This window comes from Pseudomonas sp. IT-P176 (assembly GCF_949767245.1).
Taxonomy (GTDB): domain Bacteria; phylum Pseudomonadota; class Gammaproteobacteria; order Pseudomonadales; family Pseudomonadaceae; genus Aquipseudomonas.
Genome location: NZ_CATKPN010000035.1, coordinates 546,008 through 571,127 on the forward strand (window position 1 = coordinate 546,008; position 25,120 = coordinate 571,127).

General features: G+C 60.1%; 23 protein-coding genes. 11 read left to right on the forward strand and 12 right to left on the reverse strand.

Translation table 11 applies throughout. The features are described 5' to 3' along the window. Window positions 1-345: 345 nt before the first annotated feature. Window positions 346-1,632: an AAA family ATPase gene (locus ACM6IP_RS08580; RefSeq protein WP_414861270.1), complete on the forward strand. Its 1,287-nt coding sequence runs from the start codon at window positions 346-348 to the stop codon at window positions 1,630-1,632. Next, window positions 1,632-2,237, forward strand: a complete 606-nt coding sequence (locus ACM6IP_RS08585) for a hypothetical protein (RefSeq protein WP_414861271.1) — start codon at window positions 1,632-1,634, stop codon at window positions 2,235-2,237. The genes ACM6IP_RS08580 and ACM6IP_RS08585 overlap by 1 nt, the downstream gene beginning before the upstream one ends. Window positions 2,238-2,264: 27 nt before the next feature. Here ACM6IP_RS08585 and ACM6IP_RS08590 read toward each other — a convergent pair whose 3' ends face one another. From ACM6IP_RS08590 to choX, 5 genes are all read right to left on the reverse strand, one after another. Continuing rightward, window positions 2,265-3,428, reverse strand: coding sequence for a gamma-butyrobetaine dioxygenase (locus ACM6IP_RS08590; RefSeq protein ID WP_414861272.1), 1,164 nt, complete (start codon window positions 3,426-3,428; stop codon window positions 2,265-2,267). 21 nt (window positions 3,429-3,449) lie between these two features. Continuing rightward, window positions 3,450-3,926: a thioesterase family protein gene (locus tag ACM6IP_RS08595; RefSeq protein ID WP_095164378.1), complete on the reverse strand. Its 477-nt coding sequence runs from the start codon at window positions 3,924-3,926 to the stop codon at window positions 3,450-3,452. Window positions 3,927-4,064: 138 nt separating this feature from the next. Then, complete coding sequence (locus ACM6IP_RS08600; RefSeq protein ID WP_414861273.1) at window positions 4,065-5,030, reverse strand: L-carnitine dehydrogenase; 966 nt, start codon at window positions 5,028-5,030, stop codon at window positions 4,065-4,067. A 142-nt stretch (window positions 5,031-5,172) separates the two neighbouring features. After that, on the reverse strand, window positions 5,173-6,060 hold the full coding sequence (locus ACM6IP_RS08605; protein ID WP_159998321.1) for a 3-keto-5-aminohexanoate cleavage protein: 888 nt from the start codon (window positions 6,058-6,060) through the stop codon (window positions 5,173-5,175). A gap of 88 nt (window positions 6,061-6,148) precedes the next feature. Then, window positions 6,149-7,093, reverse strand: a complete 945-nt coding sequence (choX, locus tag ACM6IP_RS08610; protein ID WP_095164372.1) for a choline ABC transporter substrate-binding protein — start codon at window positions 7,091-7,093, stop codon at window positions 6,149-6,151. Between the two features lie 208 nt (window positions 7,094-7,301). Between choX and ACM6IP_RS08615 the strand changes: the two genes are divergently transcribed. Beyond that, window positions 7,302-8,246 (forward strand): GlxA family transcriptional regulator, encoded by a 945-nt coding sequence (locus tag ACM6IP_RS08615; RefSeq protein ID WP_095164371.1) that lies wholly within the window; start codon window positions 7,302-7,304, stop codon window positions 8,244-8,246. Between the two features lie 55 nt (window positions 8,247-8,301). Here ACM6IP_RS08615 and ACM6IP_RS08620 read toward each other — a convergent pair whose 3' ends face one another. The 3 genes from ACM6IP_RS08620 to ACM6IP_RS08630 all read right to left on the reverse strand — a co-directional run bounded on the left by ACM6IP_RS08620 (window position 8,302) and on the right by ACM6IP_RS08630 (window position 10,201). Beyond that, the gene (locus ACM6IP_RS08620; RefSeq protein WP_414861274.1) at window positions 8,302-9,213 is read right to left on the reverse strand and encodes an RHS repeat-associated core domain-containing protein; all 912 of its coding nucleotides are present in this window, start codon (window positions 9,211-9,213) and stop codon (window positions 8,302-8,304) included. Window positions 9,214-9,343: 130 nt separating this feature from the next. Beyond that, window positions 9,344-9,760, reverse strand: coding sequence for a DUF3010 family protein (locus tag ACM6IP_RS08625; protein WP_414861275.1), 417 nt, complete (start codon window positions 9,758-9,760; stop codon window positions 9,344-9,346). 42 nt (window positions 9,761-9,802) lie between these two features. After that, window positions 9,803-10,201: a lysozyme inhibitor LprI family protein gene (locus tag ACM6IP_RS08630; RefSeq protein ID WP_095164367.1), complete on the reverse strand. Its 399-nt coding sequence runs from the start codon at window positions 10,199-10,201 to the stop codon at window positions 9,803-9,805. Window positions 10,202-10,435: 234 nt separating this feature from the next. Here ACM6IP_RS08630 and ACM6IP_RS08635 point away from each other — a divergent pair, with 234 nt between their 5' ends. The 7 genes from ACM6IP_RS08635 (at window position 10,436) to ACM6IP_RS08665 (ending at window position 19,348) form a co-directional block, all read left to right on the forward strand. Beyond that, on the forward strand, window positions 10,436-11,413 hold the full coding sequence (locus tag ACM6IP_RS08635; protein WP_159998315.1) for a dipeptidase: 978 nt from the start codon (window positions 10,436-10,438) through the stop codon (window positions 11,411-11,413). 213 nt (window positions 11,414-11,626) lie between these two features. Then, window positions 11,627-12,157 carry a DUF5943 domain-containing protein gene (locus tag ACM6IP_RS08640; RefSeq protein WP_008033249.1) on the forward strand — a complete coding sequence of 177 codons (531 nt, stop codon included), beginning with the start codon at window positions 11,627-11,629 and terminating at the stop codon, window positions 12,155-12,157. 15 nt (window positions 12,158-12,172) lie between these two features. Next, entirely contained in the window at window positions 12,173-14,233 is a 2,061-nt protein-coding gene (dgcA, locus tag ACM6IP_RS08645) for a dimethylglycine demethylation protein DgcA (protein ID WP_095164363.1), read from the forward strand. A 163-nt stretch (window positions 14,234-14,396) separates the two neighbouring features. Next, complete coding sequence (gene dgcB, locus ACM6IP_RS08650) at window positions 14,397-16,346, forward strand: dimethylglycine demethylation protein DgcB (RefSeq protein ID WP_401125595.1); 1,950 nt, start codon at window positions 14,397-14,399, stop codon at window positions 16,344-16,346. Then, window positions 16,346-17,566, forward strand: a complete 1,221-nt coding sequence (locus tag ACM6IP_RS08655; RefSeq protein ID WP_159998311.1) for an electron transfer flavoprotein subunit alpha/FixB family protein — start codon at window positions 16,346-16,348, stop codon at window positions 17,564-17,566. Before dgcB ends, ACM6IP_RS08655 begins: the two co-directional genes overlap by 1 nt. 15 nt (window positions 17,567-17,581) lie before the next feature. Continuing rightward, window positions 17,582-18,352, forward strand: a complete 771-nt coding sequence (locus tag ACM6IP_RS08660) for an electron transfer flavoprotein subunit beta (RefSeq protein WP_414861276.1) — start codon at window positions 17,582-17,584, stop codon at window positions 18,350-18,352. Between the two features lie 123 nt (window positions 18,353-18,475). Next, a complete protein-coding gene (locus ACM6IP_RS08665) occupies window positions 18,476-19,348 on the forward strand; it encodes an RHS repeat-associated core domain-containing protein (RefSeq protein ID WP_414861277.1) in 873 nt (290 codons plus the stop codon). A gap of 193 nt (window positions 19,349-19,541) precedes the next feature. Here ACM6IP_RS08665 and ACM6IP_RS08670 read toward each other — a convergent pair whose 3' ends face one another. Both ACM6IP_RS08670 and gbcA read right to left on the reverse strand, forming a co-directional pair. Further along, entirely contained in the window at window positions 19,542-19,877 is a 336-nt protein-coding gene (locus ACM6IP_RS08670; protein WP_143501085.1) for a hypothetical protein, read from the reverse strand. A 296-nt stretch (window positions 19,878-20,173) separates the two neighbouring features. Beyond that, window positions 20,174-21,469 (reverse strand): glycine-betaine demethylase subunit GbcA, encoded by a 1,296-nt coding sequence (gene gbcA / locus ACM6IP_RS08675; RefSeq protein WP_095165185.1) that lies wholly within the window; start codon window positions 21,467-21,469, stop codon window positions 20,174-20,176. Window positions 21,470-21,751: 282 nt separating this feature from the next. On the opposite strand from gbcA, the gene gbcB reads away from it, so the two are divergent. After that, window positions 21,752-22,852 carry a glycine-betaine demethylase subunit GbcB gene (gene gbcB, locus ACM6IP_RS08680; protein WP_414861278.1) on the forward strand — a complete coding sequence of 367 codons (1,101 nt, stop codon included), beginning with the start codon at window positions 21,752-21,754 and terminating at the stop codon, window positions 22,850-22,852. Between the two features lie 139 nt (window positions 22,853-22,991). On the opposite strand, the gene ACM6IP_RS08685 is transcribed toward gbcB, so the two are convergent. Continuing rightward, window positions 22,992-23,816: an SDR family oxidoreductase gene (locus ACM6IP_RS08685; RefSeq protein ID WP_414861279.1), complete on the reverse strand. Its 825-nt coding sequence runs from the start codon at window positions 23,814-23,816 to the stop codon at window positions 22,992-22,994. Between the two features lie 218 nt (window positions 23,817-24,034). Beyond that, a complete protein-coding gene (locus tag ACM6IP_RS08690) occupies window positions 24,035-25,075 on the reverse strand; it encodes a low specificity L-threonine aldolase (protein ID WP_401125605.1) in 1,041 nt (346 codons plus the stop codon). Window positions 25,076-25,120: the final 45 nt, after the last annotated feature.

Genomic DNA, 25,120 nt, shown 5'->3' on the forward strand with positions numbered 1-25,120 from the left:
TTCGGCTAACTCACCCTGTCCGGGACTGGGCACACTGATCCCAGCTCGCTACACGAAGGTTTGGTCACCCTCGCGCATCGGCTCCTCAACAGTACCTTGGGCCCCGATCCAGTCACGGCTGGATCGGGGCTTTTTTTGCTTCAGGAGCCCTATTTCCTAACGGTCATAGGCGGGGGGATAGCTACCGGTCATTGTTTGGCATTAGCATTGCCGCAGCTCAAACATTGGAATGCCTATATGCTGTTTACACCGTTGGGCTTGTGTCCCAAATGTGTTAACGCATAAGCCTAGTCGGTTCATACCAGACTTATGCTTTGGCTCTCAGGCAAAACAGAAGGTAAAGCAATGCTAAAACTCTTGTCTCTCAAAGGTGTTGGTCCCGCTGAAAAGTTTGGACCCGTTGAGTTCGCGCCTCGTCTCAACTTCATCACTGGTGACAATGGCCTTGGCAAAAGCTTCTTGCTGGACGCTGCCTGGTGGGTTCTGACGCGAACTTGGGCTCGGGGCGCTGAGGCTATTCCTAGAGAGTCTGCGAGTTCGGCTAGTATTGAGTTTGCTTTCAGCAAGGTGACAGCTGGCGACAAAGCGGGTGAGATTCTCTTCAAGGACGGTGTTTGGCGTCAGCCAAAGGCTCGGCCGTCGATTCCTGGAATTGTTATTTATGCAGGGGTGGATGGTAGCTTTTCGGCGTGGGATCCCGCACGAAACTATTGGAGCGATCAGCAGGCCGGCGCTGAGGAAAAAATTCGAGCCTTTAATTTTTCCCCTGATGAAGTGTGGAGGGGAGCTGTGTCCGAAAAGGGCACAAATATCTGTAATGGACTGATTCATGACTGGGTCAGATGGCAGAGAACGACGGGTGATTCCTCTTTCAAGGAGTTGACCATTGCCTTGGATGCGTTGTCTCCATCGGGTATCGAAAAGTTGTTGCCTGGCGAACCTTGTCACATCGGTCCTCTAGATGAAACCGAGTATCCGACGTTACGGATGTCATATGGTCTTGACGTCCCTCTTGTTCATGCTTCCGCGGGTATGCGTCGTATAGCAGCGCTGGCCTACATGCTTGTATGGACTTGGAACGGTCACAAGCGGGCCTGCAAGCAGCGAAGGATCAAGCCCGCTAAAGAGATTATTTTTCTAATCGATGAAGTCGAGTGTCATTTGCACCCGCAATGGCAGCGTCGAATCGTTCCGGCGTTACTCAAGGTTGTACGTGAGATGACTCAAGAAGAGGTCGCCGTACAGCTGATCGTGGCAACACACTCTCCGTTGGTACTGGCTTCTGCTGAGCCGGAGTTTATCGAGTCAGAGGATGCAGTATTCAATATCCACCTCGAAGAGGGAGAGGCCAAGGTCATTAAAGAGGTGTGGGCCAAGCAAGGAGATGTGGTGAATTGGTTGGTTTCAGATGTCTTTGGTCTGCAACAGGCTCGGTCCGTTGCCGCGGAGGAAGCCATCGAAGCTGCTGAAGCTTGGATGCGTAATGACAAAGATCAACTACCGGAAAAGCTGAAAACGAAATCAGCCATTCATGACGAACTAGTACGTGTTCTGCCTGGGCTTGATGATTTTTGGCCGCGATGGATTGTCTCTCAAGGTAAGCCCCAGGCGCGGTTAAAAGGAAAAGAATAATGACACCGGTATTAAATCCTATCGCCGAGCCAGAAAAGTTTGATGAGAAATGTCGTAAGCGGGGCGAGAGGTGGCTGGAGGCGAATCCAACCGCGAAAAGACCGACCGACTTATGGTCTCCTTTCAGGCTTAACCTTGCGGATGGATTTAATGATCGATGTGGTTATACAGCAATGTATATTCCAAGTGGCACAGTCGATCACGGTATTAGTTTCAATGAAAATCCGACGCTTGCTTACGAGTGGTCGAACTACCGGTACATCGACGGCTGGGTTAACAGCTCGAAAAGCAAACAGGTGGCAGCGAGCTTGCTGGACCCTTTTGAAGTGCAAGAAGGATGGTTTGAGATTCTCTTACCTTCATTACAATTAGTGACAACCGATGCCATTCCCCCTGAGTATCGTGAGCGGGCTGAAAACACCCTGAAAAAGCTCCCTTTGCGTGATGATGAAAGAGTGATGAGGCCTCGGCGTAAGTGGTTGAGTCTCTATGAGAGCAACAAAGACTTGGATATGTTGCGTGAGATGGCTCCACTCATTGCTGCGGCAGTGGAAAAGAGACAGGCTCTTGAGGCTGCCCAGCCACCGCAGAATCTGGAAGAGTAGCCAACACGTTATATGCGCGCGCAGACACTACCTCTGCAACACCAATATCCGTGACAACAATTCATCGCGGTCCACATAACAACCCTGGAAGTGCCGGGCCCCGCTGGTGGGGTCGAAGGCGTTGCGGGCGTGCAGGGTCCGGCGGTTGTCGAAGCACCAGAGTTCGCCGGGCTGCAGGCGCTGGATCAGACGGAAGCGGGGCTCGCGGGTCATGGCGATAAAGCGCCGATAGGCCCGATAGAGGTCGGGCATCTGTTCGACCGAAGCATCGAACGGACCGCGCAGGAAATTCGCCATGCGGATCTCCGCCACTTGTCCGAATGCATCGAGGGCAATGATCGGTGCCTGGCAGCGGTAGTCGCTGTGGCGGTCCTTGTTGCGAAACTCCACCGGGATTTCACACAGCGCACGAAAAGCCTCGGGGTCCTCCTGGCGCAAAGCGTGGGCGATGGCAAAACCATCGACAAAAATACTCTCGCCCCCCTGCGCTTCGTTGACCAGGCAGTGCAGAAATTGCAGCCCCGGTTGCAACTCCCGTGTCGGCAGGTCGCTATGCAGCGGCAGGTTGAAGGCGGTGTAGGCGTTGCTGTCGGCGTCGGCGCGTGATTGCACGTTGAACAGCACGCCAAAATTGCTCTCGCGAATGAATGAAATCCGCTTGGCGATCGATGTCAGTGAGCCCGGCTCGGTGGGTAGGCCACGCACCTGGCTCAGGCCGATATCGCGCAGTGCCAGCAGCCATTGCAGCAGAGCCTGGGAGTCTTCCATCAGCGCCTGGTACTCGAACACCGGCAGCTGCAACTGGCTGTCCCACAGTTGGCTTTGCGGTTTTGCGGCGCGGCGCTCGGCGCGGGAAGCATCGTCATAGGCGTGGGCGCGCAACCAGCCGGGGTCGAAGCGGCTGACATGGCCGTCCTGCCAGTCGATGTGCAGGCAGCCATCGCTGTCCACCCGGGTGTTGCGGGGGAGCAGGTTTTCAGGGACGTCGACGATCTCCAGGACCTGCTCGCGGGTCACGCTGTAGACGCATTCGGCGCAGGGGCAATTATCCCGTAGCCAGGGATGGTGGAAGGGGCTCGTCCGGCCATCAGCCCACTGCACTGAAACGCGATCCGCCAGGGTTTGCACGGCGGTCAACGCGCTGATCATTGGGTAACGGCGAAAGTCGGCAATGGGGGCGGCGGTGTTCATGGGCGCTCCTTTTTATTGTGATTATTTTTCTGGCGGCAGGGCGATCACCCGGCCGATATAGGCGGGAGTGGGCAGGTCTGATTGCAGCGCGGTCATGGCCAGCAGCTTGTTCGTCACCTGCTCGCTGAACGGCGCCGAACGCGGGCCGGCAAGGTCGACGTGGAGCAGCATCTGCTCGTTGCCCGCCAGTTCCTGTGCCTCTCCCGCCAGGTGCAAGCTGTGATAGAGGTGCAGGCGTTTGCGGTCGTGGCCGATGATCTGCGTGCGCACTTCGACGTCGCTGCCGAGCTTCACTTCGTGCAGGTAATTGAGGTGCAGTTCGAGGGTGAACAGCGAGTTGCCGGTGGCCTCGCGGTTGTTGCTGTCCATGCCCAACTGGTCCATCAGCGCGTCGGTGGCATAGCTGAAGATCAGCAGATAGAAGGCATCGCGCAGATGGCCGTTGTAGTCGACCCAGTCAGGGATGATGGTGGTTTGGTAGGTGGTGAGGGTGGGCATGCTTCAGGTTCCGATAGGGGTGGTGACGGGACTGGCGCTTTCGCGGGAAAGCGGAACGCCGCCCGGCCCGCTCCCACATGGGCAGTGAAAACCTGTGGGAGCGGGCTTGCCCGCGAAAGCGCCAGAACAGCCGATACATTAGTCGCTGAAGCTCATCCCGTGCTTTTGCTTGGTATTTTTCACCGCGTCCAATACGGCCAACAGGCAGTCATCACGATAGCGCTCCAGCGCCGCAATGCTGTGGTTGCCCAGCTGTTCGCGGGTGCCGTCCACCACATCATCTATCAGTTTTTCGGTCAACTGCGGTGCGGGCAGGTAGGTCCACGGCAGTTGCAGGGCCGGACCGAACTGCGCCATGAAGTGGCGCATCCCGGCATCGCCACCGGCCAGGGTGTAGGTGAGGAAAGTACCCATGAACGACCAGCGCAGGCCTGCGCCAAAGCGGATCGCGTCGTCGATCTCACCGGTGGTGGCCACGCCATCGTTGACCAGGTGCAACGCCTCGCGCCACAAGGCCTCGAGCATGCGGTCGGCGATGAATCCCGGCACTTCCTTGCGCACGTGCAAGGGGCGCATGCCCAGGGACTCATAGACCTGCATGGCCGCCTGTACCGCCTCGGGCGCGGTGTGCTTGCCGCCGACCACTTCCACCAGCGGCAGCAGGTACACCGGGTTGAACGGGTGGCCGACCACGCAGCGTTCCGGGTGGGTCGAGCTCTCAAAGAACTCGCTGGGCAACAGGCCCGAGGTGCTGGAACCGATCAGTGCATCAGGCTTGGCCGCGGCGCTGATCTTGCTGTGCAGTTCAAGTTTCAGTTCAAGGCGTTCCGGGGCGCTTTCCTGGATGAAGTCGGCGTCCTTCACGCAGGCCTCGATGGTGTCGACAAAACGCAGCCGATCCTGTGAGGCACCGGGTGCCAGGCCTTGTTTTTCCAGGGCGCCCCAAGCGTTGGCGACACGCTTGCGCAGCGCCGCCTCGGCCCCGGGTGCTGGGTCCCAGGCCACTACATCCAGGCCATGGGCGAGGGCGCGGGACACCCAGCCGCTGCCGATGACACCACTGCCTAATGCGGCGAAGGTTTTGATTTCGGTGATAAAGCTCATGGCGATTTCCTGAAAGTTACCGGCGATCCCTGTGGGAGCGGGCTTGCCCGCGAAAGCGATGGATCACCACTGAAGAGGTTTTGGATGCTCCGGCCTCTTCGCGGGCAAGCCCGCTCCCACAGGTGTTAGAAGTAGGTTGGGTTTAGCCGCGCTGGACCAGGCCCATTTTCTTGCGCCCTTCGGCCGGGGTCAGGACGCGGGCGCCGAGGCGGCTGAGGATTTCGCCGGCGCGCTCGACCAGTTGGCCGTTGGTCGCTAGCACGCCTTTGTCCAGCCAGATGTTGTCCTCCAGCCCGACCCGCACGTTGCCGCCCAGCAGCACCGCCTGGGCGGCCATCGGCATCTGCATGCGACCGATGCCAAAGCCGGCCCACACGGCATTGGCCGGCAGGTTGTCGACCATGGCTTTCATGGTAGTGGTGTCGGCCGGCGCGCCCCACGGAATGCCCAGGCACAGCTGGAACAGCGGATCGTCGAGCAAGCCTTCCTTGATCAGCTGTTTGGCGAACCACAGGTGGCCGGTGTCGAAGATTTCCAGCTCGGCCTTGACCCCCAGCTCCTGGATCCGTTTAGCCCCGGCCCGCAGTTGCGCCGGCGTGGAGACGTAGATGGTGTCGCCGTCACCGAAGTTGAGGGTGCCGCAATCCAGGGTGCAGATTTCCGGCAGCAGGGCTTCGACGTGAGCCAGGCGGGTCAGCGGACCGACCAGGTCGGTGTTGGGGCCGAATTCCATCGGGTTCTCGCCGGCGCCGATTTCCAGGTCGCCACCCATGCCGGCGGTGAGGTTGACGATGATGTCGACATCCGCTTCGCGAATGCGCTCCATCAACTCGCGGTACAGCGCCACGTCACGGCTGAACTTGCCGGTCTGCGGGTCGCGCACATGGCAGTGGACCACCGTGGCCCCAGCCTTGGCGGCTTCCACCGCGGCGGCGGCAATCTGTTTCGGAGTGACCGGCACGTGGGGGCTCTTGGCGGTCGTGTCGCCAGCACCGGTCAGTGCGCAGGTGATGATGACGTCGTGGTTCATGGGGCAGTTTCCTTCAGGCCGGTTTTGTGGGGCATAGGGAGCCCGTTCGCAGCCACGCTCGGCTGCGAAACGGTGATTGAGTCGGGGTTTACTTGCTGGTCAGTTGCAGGTTCTCGGCCGCCGGCTTGCCGTCGAAAGTGGTCACGCCTTCCAGCCAGCGTTGCTGGTCTTGCGGGTGATCTTTGAGCCACTGTCTGGCCGACTCGAACGCGTCCTTGTGGTCGAGTAACGGTTGCATCATTCGGCTCTCATCTGCGGCGGTGAACGTCAGGTTGCTGAGCAAGCGGCTGACGTTCGGGCACTGGCTGGCGTAATTGGGGGCGGTCACGGTCCAGACGGTGGCCGAGCCTTCGTTCGGACCCAGGGCGTCCTGGCTGCCGGTCAGGTAAGTCATCTGTACGTTGACGTTCATCGGGTGCGGCGCCCAGCCGAAGAACACCACGGCTTCCTTGCGCCGTACGGCACGATCCACCGCCGCGAGCATGCCGGCCTCGCTGGACTCGACCAGTTGGAATTTGCCCAGGCCGAACTGGTTCTTGGCAATCATCGCCTTGATCTGGGTGTTGGCACCCGAACCGGGCTCGATGCCATAAATCTTGCCACCCAGCTCTTTTTCGAACCTGGCGATGTCGGCGAAGCTTTTCAGACCCTTGTCGGCCAGGTAAGTCGGCACCGCCAGGGTCGCGCGGGCGTCCTTGAGGCTGGGCTCAGCCAGGACTGTGACCTGCTTGGCCTCGACGAACGGGGTGATGGTCTGGGTCATCAGCGGGTTCCAGTAGCCGAGGAACAGATCCAGGCGCTGGTCGCGGATGCCGGCGAAGATGATCTGTTGCGAGGCGCTGGTCTGTTTGGTCTTGTAGCCGAGGCCGTCGAGCAGGACCTGGGTCATGGCGCTGGTAGCGATCACGTCAGTCCAGTTGACCACGCCCATGCGCACGTTCTGGCATGCAGCGGGGTCGGCGGCCATGGCGCTGGCGCTCAGCAATGCGCTACCACTGAGTGCAAGAACACAGCTGCTGATCAGTCGTTTCATCTCAGGTTCCTCGGCAGTTCGTTATTGTGGGTCCGGTCGTCTTTGTGCGCCGGTGATGCCAAGTTACGCAGCTCAAGGCCGATGAAAGCGCACCACGGCGACCAGCTCTTGCACTGCAGCGACCTGTGCTCTTGAATGCCTGTGGCAAGTGGCGTATCAACGTCCACACGCTACCGCCCTCACGTTACCCGCTTATCGAGTGCGCCCCATGTCCCAGGATTTCTACTTCTTGTTGATGCCGGGTTTCTCGGCGATTGGATTTATCTCGGCGATCGAGCCGCTGCGGGTCGCCAATCGCTTTCGCGGCGAGTTGTATCGCTGGCACGTGCTCAGCGTCGACGGTGGGCCGGTGTTGGCCAGCAACGGCATGTCACTCAACGCCGACGCGGCGCTGGAGCCATTGAAGAGAGGCGCGACGTTATTGGTGGTCGCCGGCTTCGAACCGCTGAAGTTCGTCGACCCGGCACTGGAGCACTGGTTGCACCGTCTCGATCACGAGGGCGTCACCCTCGGCGGGATCGATACCGGCAGTGTTGTCCTGGCCCAAGCGGGTCTGCTGGACGGCCATCGGGTGACCCTGCACTGGGAAGCCATCGAGGCGTTCAAGGAGACTTATCCACAGCTGAGCGTGACCCAGGAACTGTTCGAAATCGACCGTCGCCGCATCACCTCGGCCGGCGGCACCGCGTCCATCGATTTGATGCTGGACTTGATCGCCCAGGCCCACGGTCCAGAGCTGGCGATCGAGGTCAGCGAGCAGTTCGTGCTGGGGCGCATTCGCCCGCGCAAGGACCACCAGCGCATGCAGATCGCCACGCGCTACGGCATCAGCAACAAGAAGCTGGTGCAGGTGATTGGCGAAATGGAGCAGCACAGCGAGCCGCCCCTGAGCACCCTGGAGCTGGCGGAATCGATCAAAGTCACCCGCCGTCAGCTGGAGCGCCTGTTCCGCCTGCATCTCAACGATACGCCGAGCAATTTCTACCTGGGCCTGCGCCTGGAAAAAGCCCGGCAACTGCTGCGCCAGACTGACATGAGCGTGTTGGAGGTGAGCATCGCCTGCGGCTTTGAATCGCCGTCGTACTTTACCCGCAGTTATCGGACACGCTTTGCGCGGTGCCCGCGGGAGGATCGACGTACCGCCAAGGCATGATCGATCCTATGCGTGGGAATGATTCAACGGTCCAAAACTGCATTGACCCACCATTTCACATTATTTTTCTTGGATTCGTGATGTATGAACTGCTGTCTACCATTAAGCCGCGGACCTCTCCATTTTTTTTCATGACACTCGCATATTCTCTATCAATAATTCCCCTCTGCAAGTTTTTGCTTCTATGTGCACCAACAACCTGTGCCTCACGGGCTCTCTCTGGCACTGCTCCCAAACGTGGTATTTGAGTGAAGCCAATCAGATCACTCTCGGCACTGGAAGAAGTTGAAGATACCCATTGCTTGATGTTATCCATTGGCATTCCTCTTGGTACTCGCTCGTCCCCCTCAATTATTTTATCCGGTTGGAACGGCCGCTTTGACGATTGTCGGAGACCAAGTTTGCGTCCAATAAATTTAAAGAATCCACGGACGCTGTAATGCCCACTTGGGTCCGACTGATTCATCGGATCCCAATCGCAATATGCATACGCATTCAACCCACCCTGCCCAAACGGACTCAAACTGTCTGGGCTGTTGAACCGCATCAGCTGCGGGTTAAACGCCCGGTAACCATTGCCCAGCAAATAATGCCCGGTTACAGGATCCGGCCGTTCGCCGTTGAAGCCCAGCAGGTTGAGCAAGCCGTTCTCTGGAGGGCGATGACCATAGGGTGTGTAGGCTAGGTGTTGGGGGCGGGAGGCGTCGAGGACAGCCAGCACCGAGCGTTGTTGATCGGTGACGAGCAGGTGGGTTTCCAGCGAGCCGTTATGGTGCTGATGCTGTGCCAGCAGTTGGTCTTCGTGCTGCACGATCGAGCGCCACACGGCACCTTGAACCTCGGTGACCAGGCGGTCCTTGAGGTAGAAGCGTTGGGAGTTGGCCTGTGTCGTCGGGGTGCAATCGGCCAAGCGATCCAGTGGGTCGTAGCGGTAGCGGCAGATCAGGGTTTTGCTGTGGTTCCACACGGCAGGTGCTCCCTGAAAGGCCGGTGATTCAGGGTTTTATTGTGTCTCAAACAGTTTGTGCGGCCTACTAGCAGAACTGCTAGTGCCGGCGTCCGCTTCCCGATGCGACTTAGGGCTCACGATGCAGGGGCTACTTCTTCAACAACGCCGAACATGCCGCCTTATAAGCCTCATGCTGATACTTGTTGAGGGTGGCCGGCAGGGCGAAGTCGTGTTTCTTGGATTGCGCATTGATGGTCTGCGGTGACAGCAGGGTCACTTCGCAGCTGTCGAGCAGTTGGAATACACCTTCGATCTTGAAGGTGGTCGGGCCGCCGGCGAATTCGCCTTTCTTGCTGCGCTTCTTGATCGCGATGCGGTCGATCGAGTTCTCGCGGACGAACGAAGCGACTTGTGCGGCGAACAGTTTGACGTTGGCGGCCTCGTCGTCATCGTCCAGGGCGATTTTCTTGGTGGCGATGGCGACGTGGCTGAGCGCCTGGCCGTCGAGGGAGGCGAGGGCGATGATCGCTTCGCTGCCTTTGATTTCGATGCCGCAGAGTTTCATGAAGGTCGCCTTTTTCAATAGTCGTTGAGGGGTGTGGCTTAGTCACTGCGCCAGTGATTCGAGGAACTCCGAGCGCTCGTCACTCTTGTTCGCCAGGCAGTCGTTCTGGTCGATGAGGTAGGCCTTGCTGCCCACGGCGGCAGGGAATGGCGCGATTGTGCAATCGGCGTCCCTGGATTTGACCCAGAGCTGTTCGGCGACCTGCAGTTTGCTGGTGATGTCTGCCAGTTGGCTCTTGTTGTTCGCGTACTCGGCCCTGAACCGCTCCAGCAAACCCTGGTAGTTGTCCTTGAGCAGTTGTTCGGCGGTGGTCTTGTTGTACGCCGAGCATTCCAGGGTCTGGACGTCGTTTTCGACCGCATCGCAAGGGGTGTTGTCAGCGTCTTCAGCTGCCTGTACCCCGGTCGCGATCAGTGCCAATGCGAAGAAGATCGATTTCATTGAGCTGTCGTCCCAATTCCGTGAAGCATCCAGTGATGCGGCGGATTCTGGCCCAAGCGCGGGGTAAAGAACAGACGGGCAAACCGACGGCTATGTAAGCCTTTGTCGTGGATTGACGCTTTCGGCAAACCCCCTGTCGTTTTTGCACCCGGCTGCCCAGGCACCGAGGCATATGCTGACCCAAAGCGCCGGCAGACGATTCGGCGCATGAATCACCAATAAGGGGACAGCCTGATGAGCCCAGCCGAACTGCACGCCGACAGCATCGTTATCGACGGGCTGATCATTGCCAAGTGGAACCGTGAGCTGTTTGAAGACATGCGCAAGGGTGGCCTGACTGCGGCCAACTGCACCGTGTCGGTGTGGGAAGGGTTCCAGGCGACCATCAACAACATCGCCGCCAGCCAGAAACTGATCCGCGAGAACGCTGACCTGGTGATGCCGGTGCGCACCACCGCCGACATCCGCAAGGCCAAGGAGCTGGGCAAGACCGGGATCCTCTTCGGCTTCCAGAATGCCCATGCCTTCGAAGACCAGATCGGCTATGTCGAGGTGTTCAAGCAGCTTGGCGTAGGCATCGTGCAGATGTGCTACAACACCCAGAATCTGGTCGGCACCGGCTGCTACGAGCGTGACGGCGGTCTGTCGGGTTTCGGCCGGGAAATCGTCGCCGAGATGAACCGCGTCGGCGTGATGTGCGACCTCTCCCACGTTGGCTCCAAGACCTCGGAAGAAGTCATCCTCGAATCGAAAAAGCCGGTCTGCTACTCCCACTGCCTGCCGTCGGGCCTCAAGGAGCACCCGCGCAACAAGTCCGATGAAGAGCTCAAGTTCATTGCCGACCACGGCGGTTTTGTCGGCGTGACCATGTTCGCGCCGTTCCTGGCCAAGGGCATCGATTCGACCATCGAGGACTACGCCGAAGCCATCGAATACACCATGAATATCGTCGGCGAAGACGCCATCGGTATCGGTACCGACTTCACCCAGGGCCATGGCCAGGATTTCTTCGAATACCTGACCCACGACAAGGGCTACGCCCGCCGCCTGACCAGCTTCGGCAAGATCATCAATCCGCTGGGTATCCGCACCGTGGGCGAGTTCCCGAACCTTACCGAAACCCTGCTCAAGCGCGGCCATCCTGAGCGCGTGGTGCGCAAGATCATGGGCGAGAACTGGGTGAACGTTCTCAAAGACGTCTGGGGCGAGTGAATAACTCTGGAGCCTACTCCGCTCGCCGATAGCTGCGTCAGGTCCTCGCGCCAAGCTCGCCGTACGTCCCGTACTGTCTCGCTTGTCGCTCCGGTCCTTCCTTGCTCTCGACGTGCTCGCTACGGCTCCAAAGTCATTCACACAGCTTGTTTATAAGAGCAAAGCAAAAGCTTTGCTAAGCACTGACCACGAATTTTCTGGAGTTTAGTTTCCATGGCCAAGATCGCCCCGCAATTGCCAATCGAAGTCGACAGCGAGACCGGTGTCTGGACTTCCGACGCCCTGCCGATGCTGTATGTACCGCGTCACTTCTTCGTCAACAACCACATGGGCATCGAGGAAGTGCTGGGCGCCGATGCCTATGCCGAGATCCTCTACAAGGCCGGCTACAAGTCCGCCTGGCACTGGTGCGAGAAGGAAGCTGAGTGCCACGGCCTGGAAGGCGTCGCGGTGTTCGAGCACTACATGAAGCGCCTGTCGCAGCGCGGCTGGGGCCTGTTCAAGATCCAGGACATCGACCTCGACAAAGGCACCGCCAGCGTCAAGCTCGAACATTCGGCGTTTGTCTATGTGTACGGCAAGGTTGGACGCAAGGTCGACTACATGTTCACCGGCTGGTTCGCCGGCGCCATGGACCAGATCCTGCAGGCGCGCGGCAGCAAGATCCGCACCGTCGCCGAACAGGTATACGGTGGCTCGGAAGAAGGCCACGACGACGGCTTGTTCACCGTCAAGCCGTTGTAAGTCGAGGATCCTGCCATGGCTTTCGAAGCAATGTTCCAGCCGATCCAGATCGGCAAACTGACCATCCGCAACCGTGTGCTCAGCACCGCGCACGCCGAGGTGTATGCCACTGACGGCGGCATGACCACCGATCGGTACGTCAAGTATTACGAAGAGAAAGCCAAGGGCGGGATCGGCCTGGCGATTTGCGGCGGTTCCTCGGTGGTGGCCATCGACAGCCCGCAGGAATGGTGGAGCTCGGTCAACCTGTCCACCGACCGCATCATTCCGCACTTCCAGAACCTGGCCGACGCCATGCACAAGCATGGCGCCAAGATCATGATCCAGATTACCCACATGGGCCGCCGCTCGCGTTGGGACGGTTTTAACTGGCCGACGCTGATGTCGCCGTCGGGCATCCGTGAACCGGTGCACCGCGCCACCTGCAAGACCATCGAGCCGGAAGAAATCTGGCGGGTCATCGGCAACTATGCCCAGGCCGCGCGTCGGGCCAAGGCCGGCGGCCTGGACGGCGTCGAACTGTCGGCCGTGCACCAGCACATGATCGACCAGTTCTGGAGCCCGCGGGTCAACAAGCGTACTGACGAGTGGGGCGGCACCTTCGAAGGCCGCATGAAGTTTGGCCTGGAAGTGCTCAAGGCGGTGCGTGCCGAGGTCGGTGACGACTTCTGTGTCGGCATCCGCCTGTGCGGCGACGAGTTCCATCCGGACGGTCTGTCCCACGAAGACATGAAGCAGATCGCCAAGTACTACGACGACACCGGCATGCTCGACTTCATCGGAGTGGTCGGCTCGGGGTGCGACACCCACAACACCCTGGCCAACGTCATTCCGAACATGAGTTATCCACCGGAGCCGTTCCTGCACCTGGCAGCCGGGATCAAGGAAGTGGTCAAGGTTCCGGTGCTGCACGCACAGAACATCAAGGACCCGAACCAGGCCACGCGGATTCTGGAAGGCGGCTACGTCGACATGGTCGGCATGACCCGCGCCCATATCGCCGACCCGCACCTGATCGCCAAGATCAAGATGGGCCAGATCGACCAGATCAAGCAGTGCGTCGGCGCCAACTACTGTATCGACCGGCAGTACCAGGGCCTGGACGTGTTGTGCATCCAGAACGCCGCGACTTCCCGCGAGTACATGGGGGTGCCGCACATCATCGAAAAATCCACCGGCGTGAAACGCAAGGTGGTGGTGGTCGGTGCCGGCCCAGCCGGGATGGAAGCTGCGCGCGTAGCGGCGGAACGTGGCCATGACGTGACCCTGTTCGAGAAGAAGGAATTCATCGGCGGGCAGATCACCACTGCCTCCAAAGCCCCGCAACGGGACCAGATCGCCGGTATCACCCGCTGGTTCCAGCTGGAACTGGCACGCCTGAAAGTCGACCTGCGCCTGGGCGTGGCTGCCGATGCCGCGACCATTCTCGACCTGCGTCCGGACGTGGTGGTGCTGGCAGTGGGCGGGCATCCGTTCCTGGAGCAGAACGAACACTGGGGCGCGGCAGAAGGCCTGGTGGTCAGCAGCTGGGACGTACTCGACGGCAAGGTGGCGCCCGGCAAGAACGTGCTGGTCTACGACACCATCTGTGAGTTCACCGGGATGTCGGTGGCCGACTTCCTGGCCGACAAGGGTTGCCAGGTCGAGATCGTCACCGACGACATCAAGCCCGGCGTGGCCGTCGGCGGTACGTCGTTCCCGACCTACTACCGCAGCATGTACCCCAAGGAAGTGATCATGACCGGCGACATGATGCTGGAAAAGGTCTACCGCGAAGGCGACAAGCTGATTGCCGTGCTGGAGAACGAATACACCGGCGCCAAGGAGGAGCGGGTGGTCGACCAGGTGGTGGTGGAAAACGGCGTGCGCCCGGATGAAGAAATCTATTACGCGCTGAAGGAAGGTTCGCGCAACAAGGGGCAGATGGACGTTGAAGCCCTGTTCGCGATCAAGCCCCAGCCTTCGTTGAGCCAACCAGGCGACGGCTACCTGCTGTTCCGCATTGGCGACTGCGTGGCCCAGCGCAACACGCATGCTGCGATCTATGACGCCCTGCGGCTGTGCAAGGATTTCTGATACGACACCAAACCAATGTGGGAGCGGGCTTGCCCGCGATGACGGCAGCACATTCAACACCAATGTTGACTGACCTATCGCTATCGCGGGCAAGCCCGCTCCCACAGGAGTCGGGTCAGGTATCCAGATCGTTAAGACCCTGAGGTCTTTGGGAGCAACACCCATGTTGAACACAATTCTTCCCATCCTGCTGTTCGCTGCCCTGGGCCTGGCGGTTCTGGGCGCGTTGCGGCGGGTGGCTATGTGGCGTCGCGGCCGAGCTTCGAAAGTCGACCTGATCGGCGGCCTGCTGGCCATGCCCAAGCGCTACATGGTCGACCTGCACCACGTGGTGGCGCGTGACAAGTACATCGCCAACACCCACGTCGCCACGGCCGGCGGTGCGGTGGCGTCCGCGGTGCTGGCGATCCTGGTCCACGGATTTGGCCTGCATAACCGCTTCCTGGGGTACGCGCTGCTGTTGATGACGGCAGTGATGTTCGTCGGTGCGATCTTCGTTTATCTACGTCGGCGCAACCCGCCGGCCCGGCTGTCCAAAGGCCCGTGGATGCGTTTGCCGAAAAGCCTGCTGGCGTTCTCGGCGTCGTTCTTCCTGGTGACCCTGCCGGTGGCCGGTATCCTGCCGGAACACTTCGGTGGCTGGCTGTTGGCGGTCATCCTCGGTATCGGCGTGCTGTGGGGCGTGTCTGAGCTGTTCTTCGGCATGACCTGGGGCGGGCCGATGAAACACGCCTTCGCCGGTGCTTTGCACCTGGCCTGGCACCGCCGCGCCGAACGCTTTGGTGGCGGCCGTTCCACCGGTTTGAAACCGCTGGATTTGAACGATCTGTCGGCGCCGCTGGGCGTGGAAAAACCCAAGGATTTCACCTGGAATCAATTGCTCGGCTTCGACGCCTGTGTGCAGTGCGGCAAGTGCGAAGCCGCGTGCCCGGCCTTCGCCGCCGGCCAGCCGTTGAATCCGAAAAAGCTGATTCAGGACATGGTGGTCGGCCTGGCCGGAGGCACCGATGCCAAGTTCGCCGGTAGCCCGTATCCAGGCAAACCGATTGGCCAACACGCGGGTAATCCGCATCAGCCGATCGTCAACGGCCTGGTTGACGCCGAAACCCTATGGTCGTGCACCACCTGTCGCGCCTGTGTCGAGGAGTGCCCGATGATGATCGAGCACGTCGATGCGATCGTCGACATGCGCCGCCATCTGACCCTGGAAAAAGGTGCGACCCCGAACAAGGGCGCCGAGGTCCTGGAGAACTTGATCGCCACCGACAACCCGGGCGGCTTCGCCCCGGGTGGGCGGATGAACTGGGCGGCGGACTTGAACCTCAATCTGCTCAGCGAAAAGAAATCCACTGACGTGCTGTTCTGGGTCGGCGACGGGGCGTTTGACATGCGCAACCAACGCACCCTGCGCGCGTTCGTCAAAGTGCTGAAAGCGGCGAAAATCGACTTTGCCGTGCTCGGCCTTGAAGAGCGCGACAGTGGTGACGTGGCTCGACGCCTGGGCGATGAAGCGACCTTCCAGTTGTTGGCCAAACGCAACATCCAGACCCTGGCCAAGTACAGCTTCAACCGCATCGTCACTTGCGATCCGCACAGCTTCCACGTGCTGAAAAACGAATACGGCGCGTTCGATGGCAACTACCTGGTGCAGCACCACAGTACCTACATGGCGCAAATCATCGGCGCCGGCGCGCTGAATCTCGGCCAGCACAAGGGCGACAGCGTGACCTATCACGACCCGTGCTACCTCGGTCGCTACAACGGCGAATACGAGGCGCCGCGTGAAGTGCTGCGCGCCCTCGGTATCGAAGTCAAAGAGATGCAACGCTCCGGCTTCCGCTCGCGCTGCTGTGGCGGTGGCGGCGGCGCGCCGATCACTGACATTCCGGGCAAGCAGCGGATTCCCGACATGCGCATGGAAGACATCCGCGAAACAGGCGCCGAACTGGTGGCCGTGGGCTGCCCGCAGTGCACGGCGATGCTGGAAGGGGTGGTCGAGCCGCGACCTTTGATCAAGGACATTGCCGAACTGGTGGCCGATGCGTTGCTTGAAGACCAAGCGCCGAGCAAGCCGATCACGCCGGCTCAACGTAAACCTGCGCAGGTGCACTGATGAGCGACATAATCCGCCGCGACCCCCGTGCCGAATGGATCGCCCGCAACCGCCTGCACCCGCTGCACGCGGCCATGCAGCCGGCGCAACACAGCTGGATGGGGCCTAACGGCGTCATCCGCAAGAACCCCCATGGCATCGGCTTCATCGGCCCCAACGGGATCAAGCGCATTGACCGTAGCGGCGCCCAGCAGGGCGGCGCGACCAAGCGTACTGCCGCCGTGGAAGTGCAATTGCCGCTGCATCAGGTAGTGGTCCCTGCGTTCTACATCAGCGTGGTGCCCGACATGGTCGGCGGCCGCTTGAGCAGCCATGACCGCGACTTGCTGGGCCTGGCTCATCAATTGGCCGGCAACGACGGTGCCGTCCTGGCCGTGGTCTTCGGCGAACACAAAGAGAGCGCCTTCGCTACGGCTGGCGTCGATCGCCTGCTGGTACTCGAGGGGGACGAGTTCAACGGTTATGCACCGGAACAACGGGTCCAGGGCCTGCGGGCTGTGGATAACCAATTCAGCCCACGTCACTGGTTGCTGCCGGACAGTCGTACCGGTGGCGGTGAACTGGGTCGACGCTTTGCCGCCGCCCTGGGCGAACGCCCGGCCACACGGGTCTGGCAGGTCAAGGATCAGCAATGCATCGGCCGCGCCGGTGCCGGGTTGCAAGACCTGGCACGACCGCTCGCACGCTTGATTCTGGGCGCCGTCGAATGTGCAGAACCGGTCAGCGAAACCCGCCACGAAGCCTTGCCGGTGGAGTTATCCACAACCGTGGCTCGCAGTCTTTCGCGTATTGAAGATCTGGGGGCGGTGGCAGTGGACCCGGCAGCGATTCCAATGGCCGAAGCCGAGTTCATTTTCTCGGGCGGCAACGGGGTCAAGGATTGGCCGTTGTTCCACCAGACCGCCGCTGCGCTGGGTGCCACCGAAGGCGCCTCGCGGGTGGCGGTGGACGACGGCTTCATGGCCCGCGACCGTCAAGTCGGGGCGTCCGGCACCTGGGTCACCGCGCGGGTCTACGTGGCGGTGGGGATTTCCGGGGCGATCCAGCACCTGCAAGGCATCGGTGCCTGCGACAAGGTGGTGGCGATCAACCTGGACCCCGGATGCGACATGATCAAGCGGGCCGACCTGTCGGTGATCGGTGAGAGCGCCGAGATTCTTCACGCCTTGATCGCGGCGGTAGAGGCTTACCGCAACGGTGCCAAGCGCGATGCGGCTTAAGGGAAGGAAAGGGTCATGAGCACGAAAATCATCAGCCTGGTGTCGATTGGCGCCCACCCGACTTCCGGTCGGCCACGTCGCGCGGAGCAGGATGCGCGGGCGGTCGAACTCGGTCTGCAACTGGCGGGGGACGGCCTGCAAGTGCTACATGCCGGCGACGTCGCCGAGCCTGCGTTGCGCGCCTATCTGGGCATGGGCCTGGAACAGTTGCATGTGCTGGAACACCCGGCGGGCGCCGATGCGTTACCGGCCTTGACCGACTATTTGCGCGGCGCAGGTGCCCAGGTGGTGCTGACCGGCAGCCAGGCGGAAACCGGTGAAGGCTCGGGCATGTTGCCGTTCCTGCTGGCCGAAAGCCTCGGCTGGCCGCTGGTGGTGGGGCTGGCGCAGGTCGAGTCCATCGACGGTGGTTCAGCCCTGGTGCTGCAAGCGTTGCCCCGCGGTCAGCGGCGGCGCTTGAAAGTCCGCTTGCCGTTTCTGGCAACGGTGGATAACGCCGCGCCCAAGCCTCGGCAAAGTGCGTTCGGCCCGGCTCGACGTGGATTATTGCAGCCTGAAGACGTTGAAGTGCTCGACGACGAACTGCTCGCCGTCGCCACGCTGCAAGCGGCCAAGTCACGGCCTAAACGCCTGAAAGTGATCAAGGCCAAAAGCGGTGCCGACCGGATGAAGGCGGCCACGGCCAAGGCCAGTGGCGGCGGTGGCCAGGTGCTCAAGGGCGTGTCTGCCCAGGAAGGCGCCGAGGCGATCCTCAAGCTGCTGATTGAAGAGGGCGTTGTTCGCTAGTCCTGAGGGCGCCCTAGCAGAACTGCTAGTGTTGCATTGCACGCGCTTTTGTTAGGTTGATAAGTATGGATTAAGCCCCCGCAGCAGCACTGCGGGGCGTCTGGATCGATGCGAGGCCACCTGATGCCCACCGCCGGAAACGCCCCCTGTCCTGCCCATCCGCCAGCAACCACGCGCACCCTGTTGCTGGCGACCGATCTGCAACAATCGATCCTCGCCGAACTGGACCGCAGCGGTCCGAACCTTCGCGTCTACACCGCCTATGGCTCGCCCAGTAGCCTGCGCCCGACGAGCGCGGGCCTGGGTTTCAATGGGCAACTTGGTGAACATCCCACTGGTTGGTATCACCTGGGCAATGGTCATCGGGTCTATAACCCGGTGTTGATGCGGTTTCATAGCCCGGATCGGTTGAGTCCGTTTGGTGCGGGGGGCGTCAATGCCTATGCGTACTGCGGTGGCTCACCCGTGACTCGGGTCGACCCCTCTGGAGCGTGGTGGGTGTCTACTTTGGTACAAGGTATAGGGACTTTGTTAGGTGGGATTTTTGCAGGAGCAGCGGTTAATCGGGTGGCACATGCAGTTGTACACCGGTTACCACAATCTTTGGGGGCACGACTGGGTAACGTCGCGGGCTTTTACGGCGGAGTTTCAGCTGTTGTAGTCCGCCCGTTGGGAGTTCCTGCTGCGATAACCCAAGCGGTACCCAGGTTAATGCAAGGCGTTTCAGTTGTGGGCAATGGTGTCAGCCAGACTCTGACGGGTGGCGGTGCGCTCGCCCTGAACCGCGATATGCTTCAAAAAACCCTGAATACTGCCCGCCAAACGGGTCAACCCCTTTCGCGTATAGCGATAGAAACAGCTAAGGAGGTCACTGGGTACAACTTGATTCGTGGGCAACCCTTAGGTCAGGTTTCCCATAGGGCCGCAGACGTTCCTTTGGAGAGCGTTACGGTGATCGCTAGTGCCGTAAGAACTCAAGGGCAAAATCCCACATAGATGACCACTAATTCCATCTGATCAGAGTCTGCTAAGTAATTACCCACAATCCCTGTTAGCGCTTCTGTGGATAACATGTTTACCCATCGCTACACCCCCTGCACAGCAAGCCCTGCAAGCCTTTGTACGAAAAACAACCAGTGCTAGTGGTTGTTTTTTCGAGCTTTTTTCATTGGGCGAGGCGATCCCTTGTTCAAGACTTGCCCCCAATCTCTGTTGGCGTTTCTGTGGATAAGATGTTTGCTGTCGGCTGTAAGCCATACAGATCAATGCTTTCAAGGATTTGATCAATAAATAGCCAAATGCCGTTCTTTACCCTTCGAAAGCTACTCAAACCCGCGAAATATGCAGCTTGGGCGGGGTTTTCCACAAGGAATGAAGACGACGCACAAGTTGCCCCCAAACTCTGTTGGCGCTTCTGTGGATAAGGTGTTTGCGGTCCGCTAAGAGCCATGCAGGCCGTGGCTTTTAGGCTTTCGATCAAAAAACAACCAATCACCGACGAAAACCACTCATTTGGATAAGTCACGGATTTTCTTCAGTTTCTGTGGAGAAAACTTTCAGCCTTTCCACAGTTGTCCCCATTTGCTGTGGGTGGAGCTGTGGGTAACTTGTTCACTGAAGGCTGGGAGGCGCGCGCAGCATAGCTCTGAACGCAATAGATCATATTTCGTACAGTTCTAAGGATGAGGGTGGCGTAGCGGAAGAAAATAGTGAAAGGGAGGGCCTCATCGCGGGCAAGCCCGCTCCCACAGTGATCTCTGTTGTTCACAAATAATGTGTTCAAACGCAAATCCTGTGGGAGCGGGCTTGCCCGCGATGCTTTTAGCCTTGAACTGGAACCCCTTTGAGGTACGGCGCAGGCTCGGCCCCCAGGTTGCTCAGCAACCGCTCGCTGTACCAATCCACAAAATTCACCACACCAAACTCATAGGTCTTGGAGTACGGCCCTGGCTGGTAGGCGGTGGAGTTGATGCCGCGCTGGTTCTCTTCGGCCAGGCGCCGGTCCTGGTCGTTGGTGGCGTCCCACACCTGGCGCATGCGGTCGACGTCGTAGTCGACGCCTTCGACGGCGTCCTTGTGCACCAGCCACTTGGTGGTGACCATGGTTTCCTGGGCGCTGATCGGCCACACGGTGAACACGATGATGTGGTCGCCCATGCAGTGGTTCCAGGAGTGCGGCAAGTGCAGGATGCGCATCGAGCCCAGGTCCGGGTTCTGGATGCGGCCCATGAGTTTCTTGCAGCCTTGCTTGCCATCCAGGGTCATCGACACGGTGCCCTTGAGCAGCGGCATGCGCACGATGCGGTTACGCAGGCCGAAGCTGGCGTGGGCATACGGAATCTTCTCGGCGTCCCAGGCGGCGGCAGAGGCGGCCACGTGGTCCTTGAAGGCCTGGTCGGCACGGGGGTCGGTGACGTCGTCCCATTCGAGCAGGGTTTTCAGCAATTCAGGGTGCGAGGCGTTGCAGTGGTAACACTCGCGGTTGTTCTCCAGCACCAGCTTCCAGTTGGCTTTTTCGAACAAGGTGGTCTGGATCGCCACCTTGGTGTTTTCCATGTCGTACGGTTCCATGTAGTGATTCAGCGTCGACAGGAAGTCATCGATGGCCGGCGGATTTTCCGCCAGGCTGATGAAGATGTAGCCGCCCGCGGTCTTCACGTTCACCGGCTTGAGGCCGTACTGCTTCATGTCGAAGTCGTCACCCATCTCGGTGCCGGCAAACAGCAGGCGCCCGTCGAGCTCGTAGGTCCACTGGTGGTAGTGGCAGACCAGCTTGGCCACCTTGCCTTTATCGCTGGTGCACAGGCGCGAGCCACGGTGGCGGCAGACGTTGTGGAAGGCATGCACCACTCCCTCGGCACCGCGAATCACGATGATCGGGTTCTTGCCGATCTGCAGGGTCAGGTAGTTGCCCTTGGTCGGGATTTCGCAGGTCATGCCAGCGATCAACCATTCTTTCTGAAAGATTTCCTGCATGTCGATATCGAACAGCCGCTCATCGGAGTAGAACGGCTGCGGCAGCGAGAACGTGCGCTCACGTTCCTGCAGCATCTGGGCGGTGGCCTTGCGTGCGGGTTCCAGAGGATCGCCCAGGCTGATTTTTGCGGTGACGTCCATCGATTGAGTCCTCATGGCCATTCTGTGTGGCCGGCGAATAGTGGCTGATACGGTTGCTACGCAAGACACAAACAGTGTTTATCTGTTGAGGCGAGTGTGGGGCTGCCGCCGCCCAGAACCTTATCCACGAGCGACATGGCCCACTCTGTTCCCGACGCTCAACCCCCGGTAGCAAGGGGCTGGTCGCGATAAGCATGTGAATGTCGCAGATAGGTAAATGGCCGGTCGGCGCTATACGCAGAATCGCCAACATGAGGCCGACAGTCGGCCGTGGAGATCAGCATGTCCAACAGCTTCCTGAACCCGGTAACCACCCAGACCTGGGCCAATGGTCGACACATTGTCCGTTGCGTCAAAGTCATCCAGGAAACCTGGGACGTGCGCACCTTTTGCTTCATGGCCGACCAGCCGATCATGTTCTTCTTCAAACCGGGGCAATTTGTCACCCTGGAGCTGGAAATCGACGGCCAGCCGATCATGCGTTCGTACACCATCTCCAGCTCGCCGTCGGTGCCCTACAGCTTCTCGGTGACCATCAAGCGGGTGCCGGGCGGCAAGGTCTCCAACTGGCTGCACGACACCCTGCACGAAGGTCAGGAGCTGGCGGTGCACGGGCCGGTCGGGTTGTTCAACGCCATGGACTTCACCGCGCCGAAGGTGCTCTACCTCAGCGGTGGTGTCGGCATTACCCCTGTGATGTCGATGGCGCGCTGGTTCTACGACACCAACGCCAACGTCGATATGGTGTTTATCCACAGCGCTCGTTCGCCCAAGGACATCATCTACCACCGCGAGCTGGAGCACATGGCGTCGCGGATCGATAACTTCAGCCTGCACTTGATTTGCGAGAAACACGGCCTGGGTGAGCCCTGGGCCGGCTATCGCGGTTACCTGAACCATAAAATGCTCGAATTGATGGCGCCGGACTTCCTCGAGCGTGAAGTATTCTGCTGCGGTCCGACGCCGTACATGAATGCGGTCAAGCGCCTGCTGGAGGCTGCCGGCTTCGACATGACGCGCTATCACGAGGAATCCTTCGGCGCCACGCCGCCGGAAGCCCGCGCCGATGCCGTGGAGCAAGCCGAACAAGCAGCCGACGCTCCGGAAATCGACATCGCCGACCTGCATCAGGTGGAGTTCACCGCGTCCGGCAAAAGCATCCACGTGGCCCCGGGAGAAACCGTGCACGCGGCGGCGGCCAAGCTTGGCCTGCTGATTCCCAAGGCTTGCGGCATGGGCATCTGCGGGACCTGCAAGGTGATGAAGCTGGGGGGCGAGGTGGAGATGGATCACAACGGCGGGATCACCGAGGAAGACGAAGCCGAAGGGTTCATCCTGTCGTGCTGCAGCGTGCCGAAGGGCGACGTGCGGATCGAGTTCTGATCAACACCGATCCCCTGTAGGAGCGAGCCTGCTCGCGATGAACCTGAGAACACCGCGGGGTGTCAGGCTGCCAACATTATCGTTGACGTCCATCGCGAGCAGGCCGCAAGCGGGCGCTCGATCCTACAGGGGAGGGTGTTTAGTCGACAAACAGGTCCGTCATCAGCTTGTCGCTGCTGTCAGGCGCGAAGCGGTAGTGGTCGAACTCCGTCACACCGCTTTCCCGCAGTATTTCCTCATCAATCAGCAAGCGCCCGGTCAAGCTGCGGCTTGCACTGCTCAGAATGACGTGGGCGGCGTCGGCCATGATCGCAGGCGTGCGCGCATGCTTGAACGACTCCCTCGACCCCAACTGAAACTCGATCGCGGCGGTGGCAATCATCGTCTGTGGCCATAGCGAGTTGACGCTGATCCCGTAATTCCTGAACTCCTCACTCATGCCCAACGTCAGCATGCTCATGCCGTACTTGGTCACGGTGTAGGGGCTGTACTGGGCGAACCATTTGCTGGCGAGGTTCAGCGGCGGTGAGAGGTTGAGGATGTGCCCGCTGGACTTTTTCAGGTAGGGCAGGGCGGCCTGGCTGCACAGCAGCACGGCGCGGGTGTTGATCTGGTGCATCAAGTCGAAACGCTTGAGTTCGAGGTGCTGCACGCCTGTCAGCTTAATCGCCCCGGCATTGTTGACCAGCGCGTCGATGGCACCGAAATGCTCGTTGGCCTGGGCCAGTGCCGCATGCACCGCCACTTCATCGCGCACATCCACCTGCAGCGCCAGTGCCTTGCCGCCGGCGGCCTCGACTTCCTCAGCCACGCTGAAAATGGTTCCGGGCAGCTTGGCGTGGGGTTTCGCACTTTTCGCGGCAATGACGATATTGGCCCCATCCCTGGCGGCACGCAGCGCAATTTCACGGCCGATGCCACGGCTGGCGCCGGTGATGAAGAGGGTTTTGCCTTGAAGTGACATGCGCGTGCTCCTGCTTATTGTTATGTGAGCGTAAGGGCTCGACAGACAATGTAGACGAGGAGCAAGCAATAGGAGGGGATGATGTTGGCTTTTGTGGGAGCGAGCTTGCTCGCGATAGCGGACTGTCAGTGACATCAACGTTGAATGTGCTGGCCTGATCGTCGGAACGTCGCCCGGAGCAAGCCCGCTCCCACGGGGGAGCGGTGTAAACCAACGCTTTAGCGGGACATCACTTCGCGAATGTCCGCAGCCAATTCCCGCACCCGCTCTTCCTCGGTGTCCCAGGAGCACATGAAGCGTGCGCCGCCTTTACCGATGAAGGTGTAGAAGCGCCAGCCCTTGGCAGTCAGTGCAGCGATGGCCGGTTCCGAGAGTTGCAGGAACACGCCGTTGGCCTGTACCGGGAACATCAGTTCGACGCCGGGAATGTCGCTGACCAATTCTGCCAGCAGCTGTGCGCAGTAGTTGGCGTGGCGGGCGTGCTTGAGCCAGGCGTCGTGTTCCAGCAGGCCGACCCAGGGCGCTGAGAGGAAGCGCATTTTCGATGCCAGTTGCCCGGCCTGTTTGCAGCGGTAGTCGAAGTCTTCGGCCAGTTTCTGGTTGAAGAACAGAATCGCCTCGCCCACCGCCATGCCGTTTTTGGTGCCGCCAAAACACAACACGTCGACCCCGGCTTTCCAGGTCAGGTCGGCCGGCGAGCAATCGAGGAACGCGCAGGCGTTGGAGAAGCGCGCGCCGTCCATGTGCAGGTTCAGGCCCAGCTCTTTGCAGGTGGCACTGATGGCGCGGATTTCTTGCGGGGTGTAGACGCTGCCGACTTCAGTGGCCTGGGTCAGGGTCACCACCCGCGGCTTGGGGTAGTGAATGTCCTGGCGCTTGAGGGCGATCTCGCGGATTGACTCCGGCGTCAGCTTGCCGTTTTCGGTGCGCGCCGTGAGCAACTTGGAGCCATTGGAGAAGAACTCCGGGGCGCCACATTCGTCGGTTTCGACGTGTGCGGTTTCCGAGCAGATCACGCTATGGTAACTCTGGCACAACGACGACAAGGCCAGGGAGTTGGCGGCGGTGCCATTGAAGGCGAAGAACACTTCGCAGTCGGTTTCGAACAGTTTGCGGAAATAGTCCGAGGCGCGGGCGGTCCACTCATCGTCGCCATAGGCGCGCTGGTGGCCCTGATTGGCCTGTTCCATGGCCGCCCAGGCTTCAGGGCAGATGCCGGAATAGTTGTCGCTGGCGAATTGTTGGCTCTTATCGGTCATGGCCGGCTTCCGTGGTCGAGGCGCTTATGGTGAAGCGGCTCGTGG

Excerpts from the sequence above, each read along its gene's own strand:
- ACM6IP_RS08685 (WP_414861279.1), bottom strand. The coding sequence starts at position 23,816 with ATGTCACTTCAAGGCAAAACCCTCTTCATCACCGGCGCCAGCCGTGGC.
- ACM6IP_RS08600 (WP_414861273.1), bottom strand. The coding sequence starts at position 5,030 with ATGAGCTTTATCACCGAAATCAAAACCTTCGCCGCATTAGGCAGTGGT.
- ACM6IP_RS08625 (WP_414861275.1), bottom strand. The coding sequence starts at position 9,760 with ATGAAACTCTGCGGCATCGAAATCAAAGGCAGCGAAGCGATCATCGCC.
- ACM6IP_RS08585 (WP_414861271.1), top strand. The coding sequence starts at position 1,632 with ATGACACCGGTATTAAATCCTATCGCCGAGCCAGAAAAGTTTGATGAG.
- ACM6IP_RS08615 (WP_095164371.1), top strand. The coding sequence starts at position 7,302 with ATGTCCCAGGATTTCTACTTCTTGTTGATGCCGGGTTTCTCGGCGATT.
- ACM6IP_RS08690 (WP_401125605.1), bottom strand. The coding sequence starts at position 25,075 with ATGACCGATAAGAGCCAACAATTCGCCAGCGACAACTATTCCGGCATC.
- ACM6IP_RS08580 (WP_414861270.1), top strand. The coding sequence starts at position 346 with ATGCTAAAACTCTTGTCTCTCAAAGGTGTTGGTCCCGCTGAAAAGTTT.
- dgcA (WP_095164363.1), top strand. The coding sequence starts at position 12,173 with ATGGCTTTCGAAGCAATGTTCCAGCCGATCCAGATCGGCAAACTGACC.
- ACM6IP_RS08660 (WP_414861276.1), top strand. The coding sequence starts at position 17,582 with ATGAGCACGAAAATCATCAGCCTGGTGTCGATTGGCGCCCACCCGACT.
- ACM6IP_RS08595 (WP_095164378.1), bottom strand. The coding sequence starts at position 3,926 with ATGCCCACCCTCACCACCTACCAAACCACCATCATCCCTGACTGGGTC.
- ACM6IP_RS08665 (WP_414861277.1), top strand. The coding sequence starts at position 18,476 with ATGCCCACCGCCGGAAACGCCCCCTGTCCTGCCCATCCGCCAGCAACC.
- ACM6IP_RS08635 (WP_159998315.1), top strand. The coding sequence starts at position 10,436 with ATGAGCCCAGCCGAACTGCACGCCGACAGCATCGTTATCGACGGGCTG.
- choX (WP_095164372.1), bottom strand. The coding sequence starts at position 7,093 with ATGAAACGACTGATCAGCAGCTGTGTTCTTGCACTCAGTGGTAGCGCA.
- ACM6IP_RS08640 (WP_008033249.1), top strand. The coding sequence starts at position 11,627 with ATGGCCAAGATCGCCCCGCAATTGCCAATCGAAGTCGACAGCGAGACC.
- gbcB (WP_414861278.1), top strand. The coding sequence starts at position 21,752 with ATGTCCAACAGCTTCCTGAACCCGGTAACCACCCAGACCTGGGCCAAT.
- ACM6IP_RS08655 (WP_159998311.1), top strand. The coding sequence starts at position 16,346 with ATGAGCGACATAATCCGCCGCGACCCCCGTGCCGAATGGATCGCCCGC.
- dgcB (WP_401125595.1), top strand. The coding sequence starts at position 14,397 with ATGTTGAACACAATTCTTCCCATCCTGCTGTTCGCTGCCCTGGGCCTG.
- ACM6IP_RS08630 (WP_095164367.1), bottom strand. The coding sequence starts at position 10,201 with ATGAAATCGATCTTCTTCGCATTGGCACTGATCGCGACCGGGGTACAG.
- ACM6IP_RS08590 (WP_414861272.1), bottom strand. The coding sequence starts at position 3,428 with ATGAACACCGCCGCCCCCATTGCCGACTTTCGCCGTTACCCAATGATC.
- gbcA (WP_095165185.1), bottom strand. The coding sequence starts at position 21,469 with ATGGACGTCACCGCAAAAATCAGCCTGGGCGATCCTCTGGAACCCGCA.
- ACM6IP_RS08605 (WP_159998321.1), bottom strand. The coding sequence starts at position 6,060 with ATGAACCACGACGTCATCATCACCTGCGCACTGACCGGTGCTGGCGAC.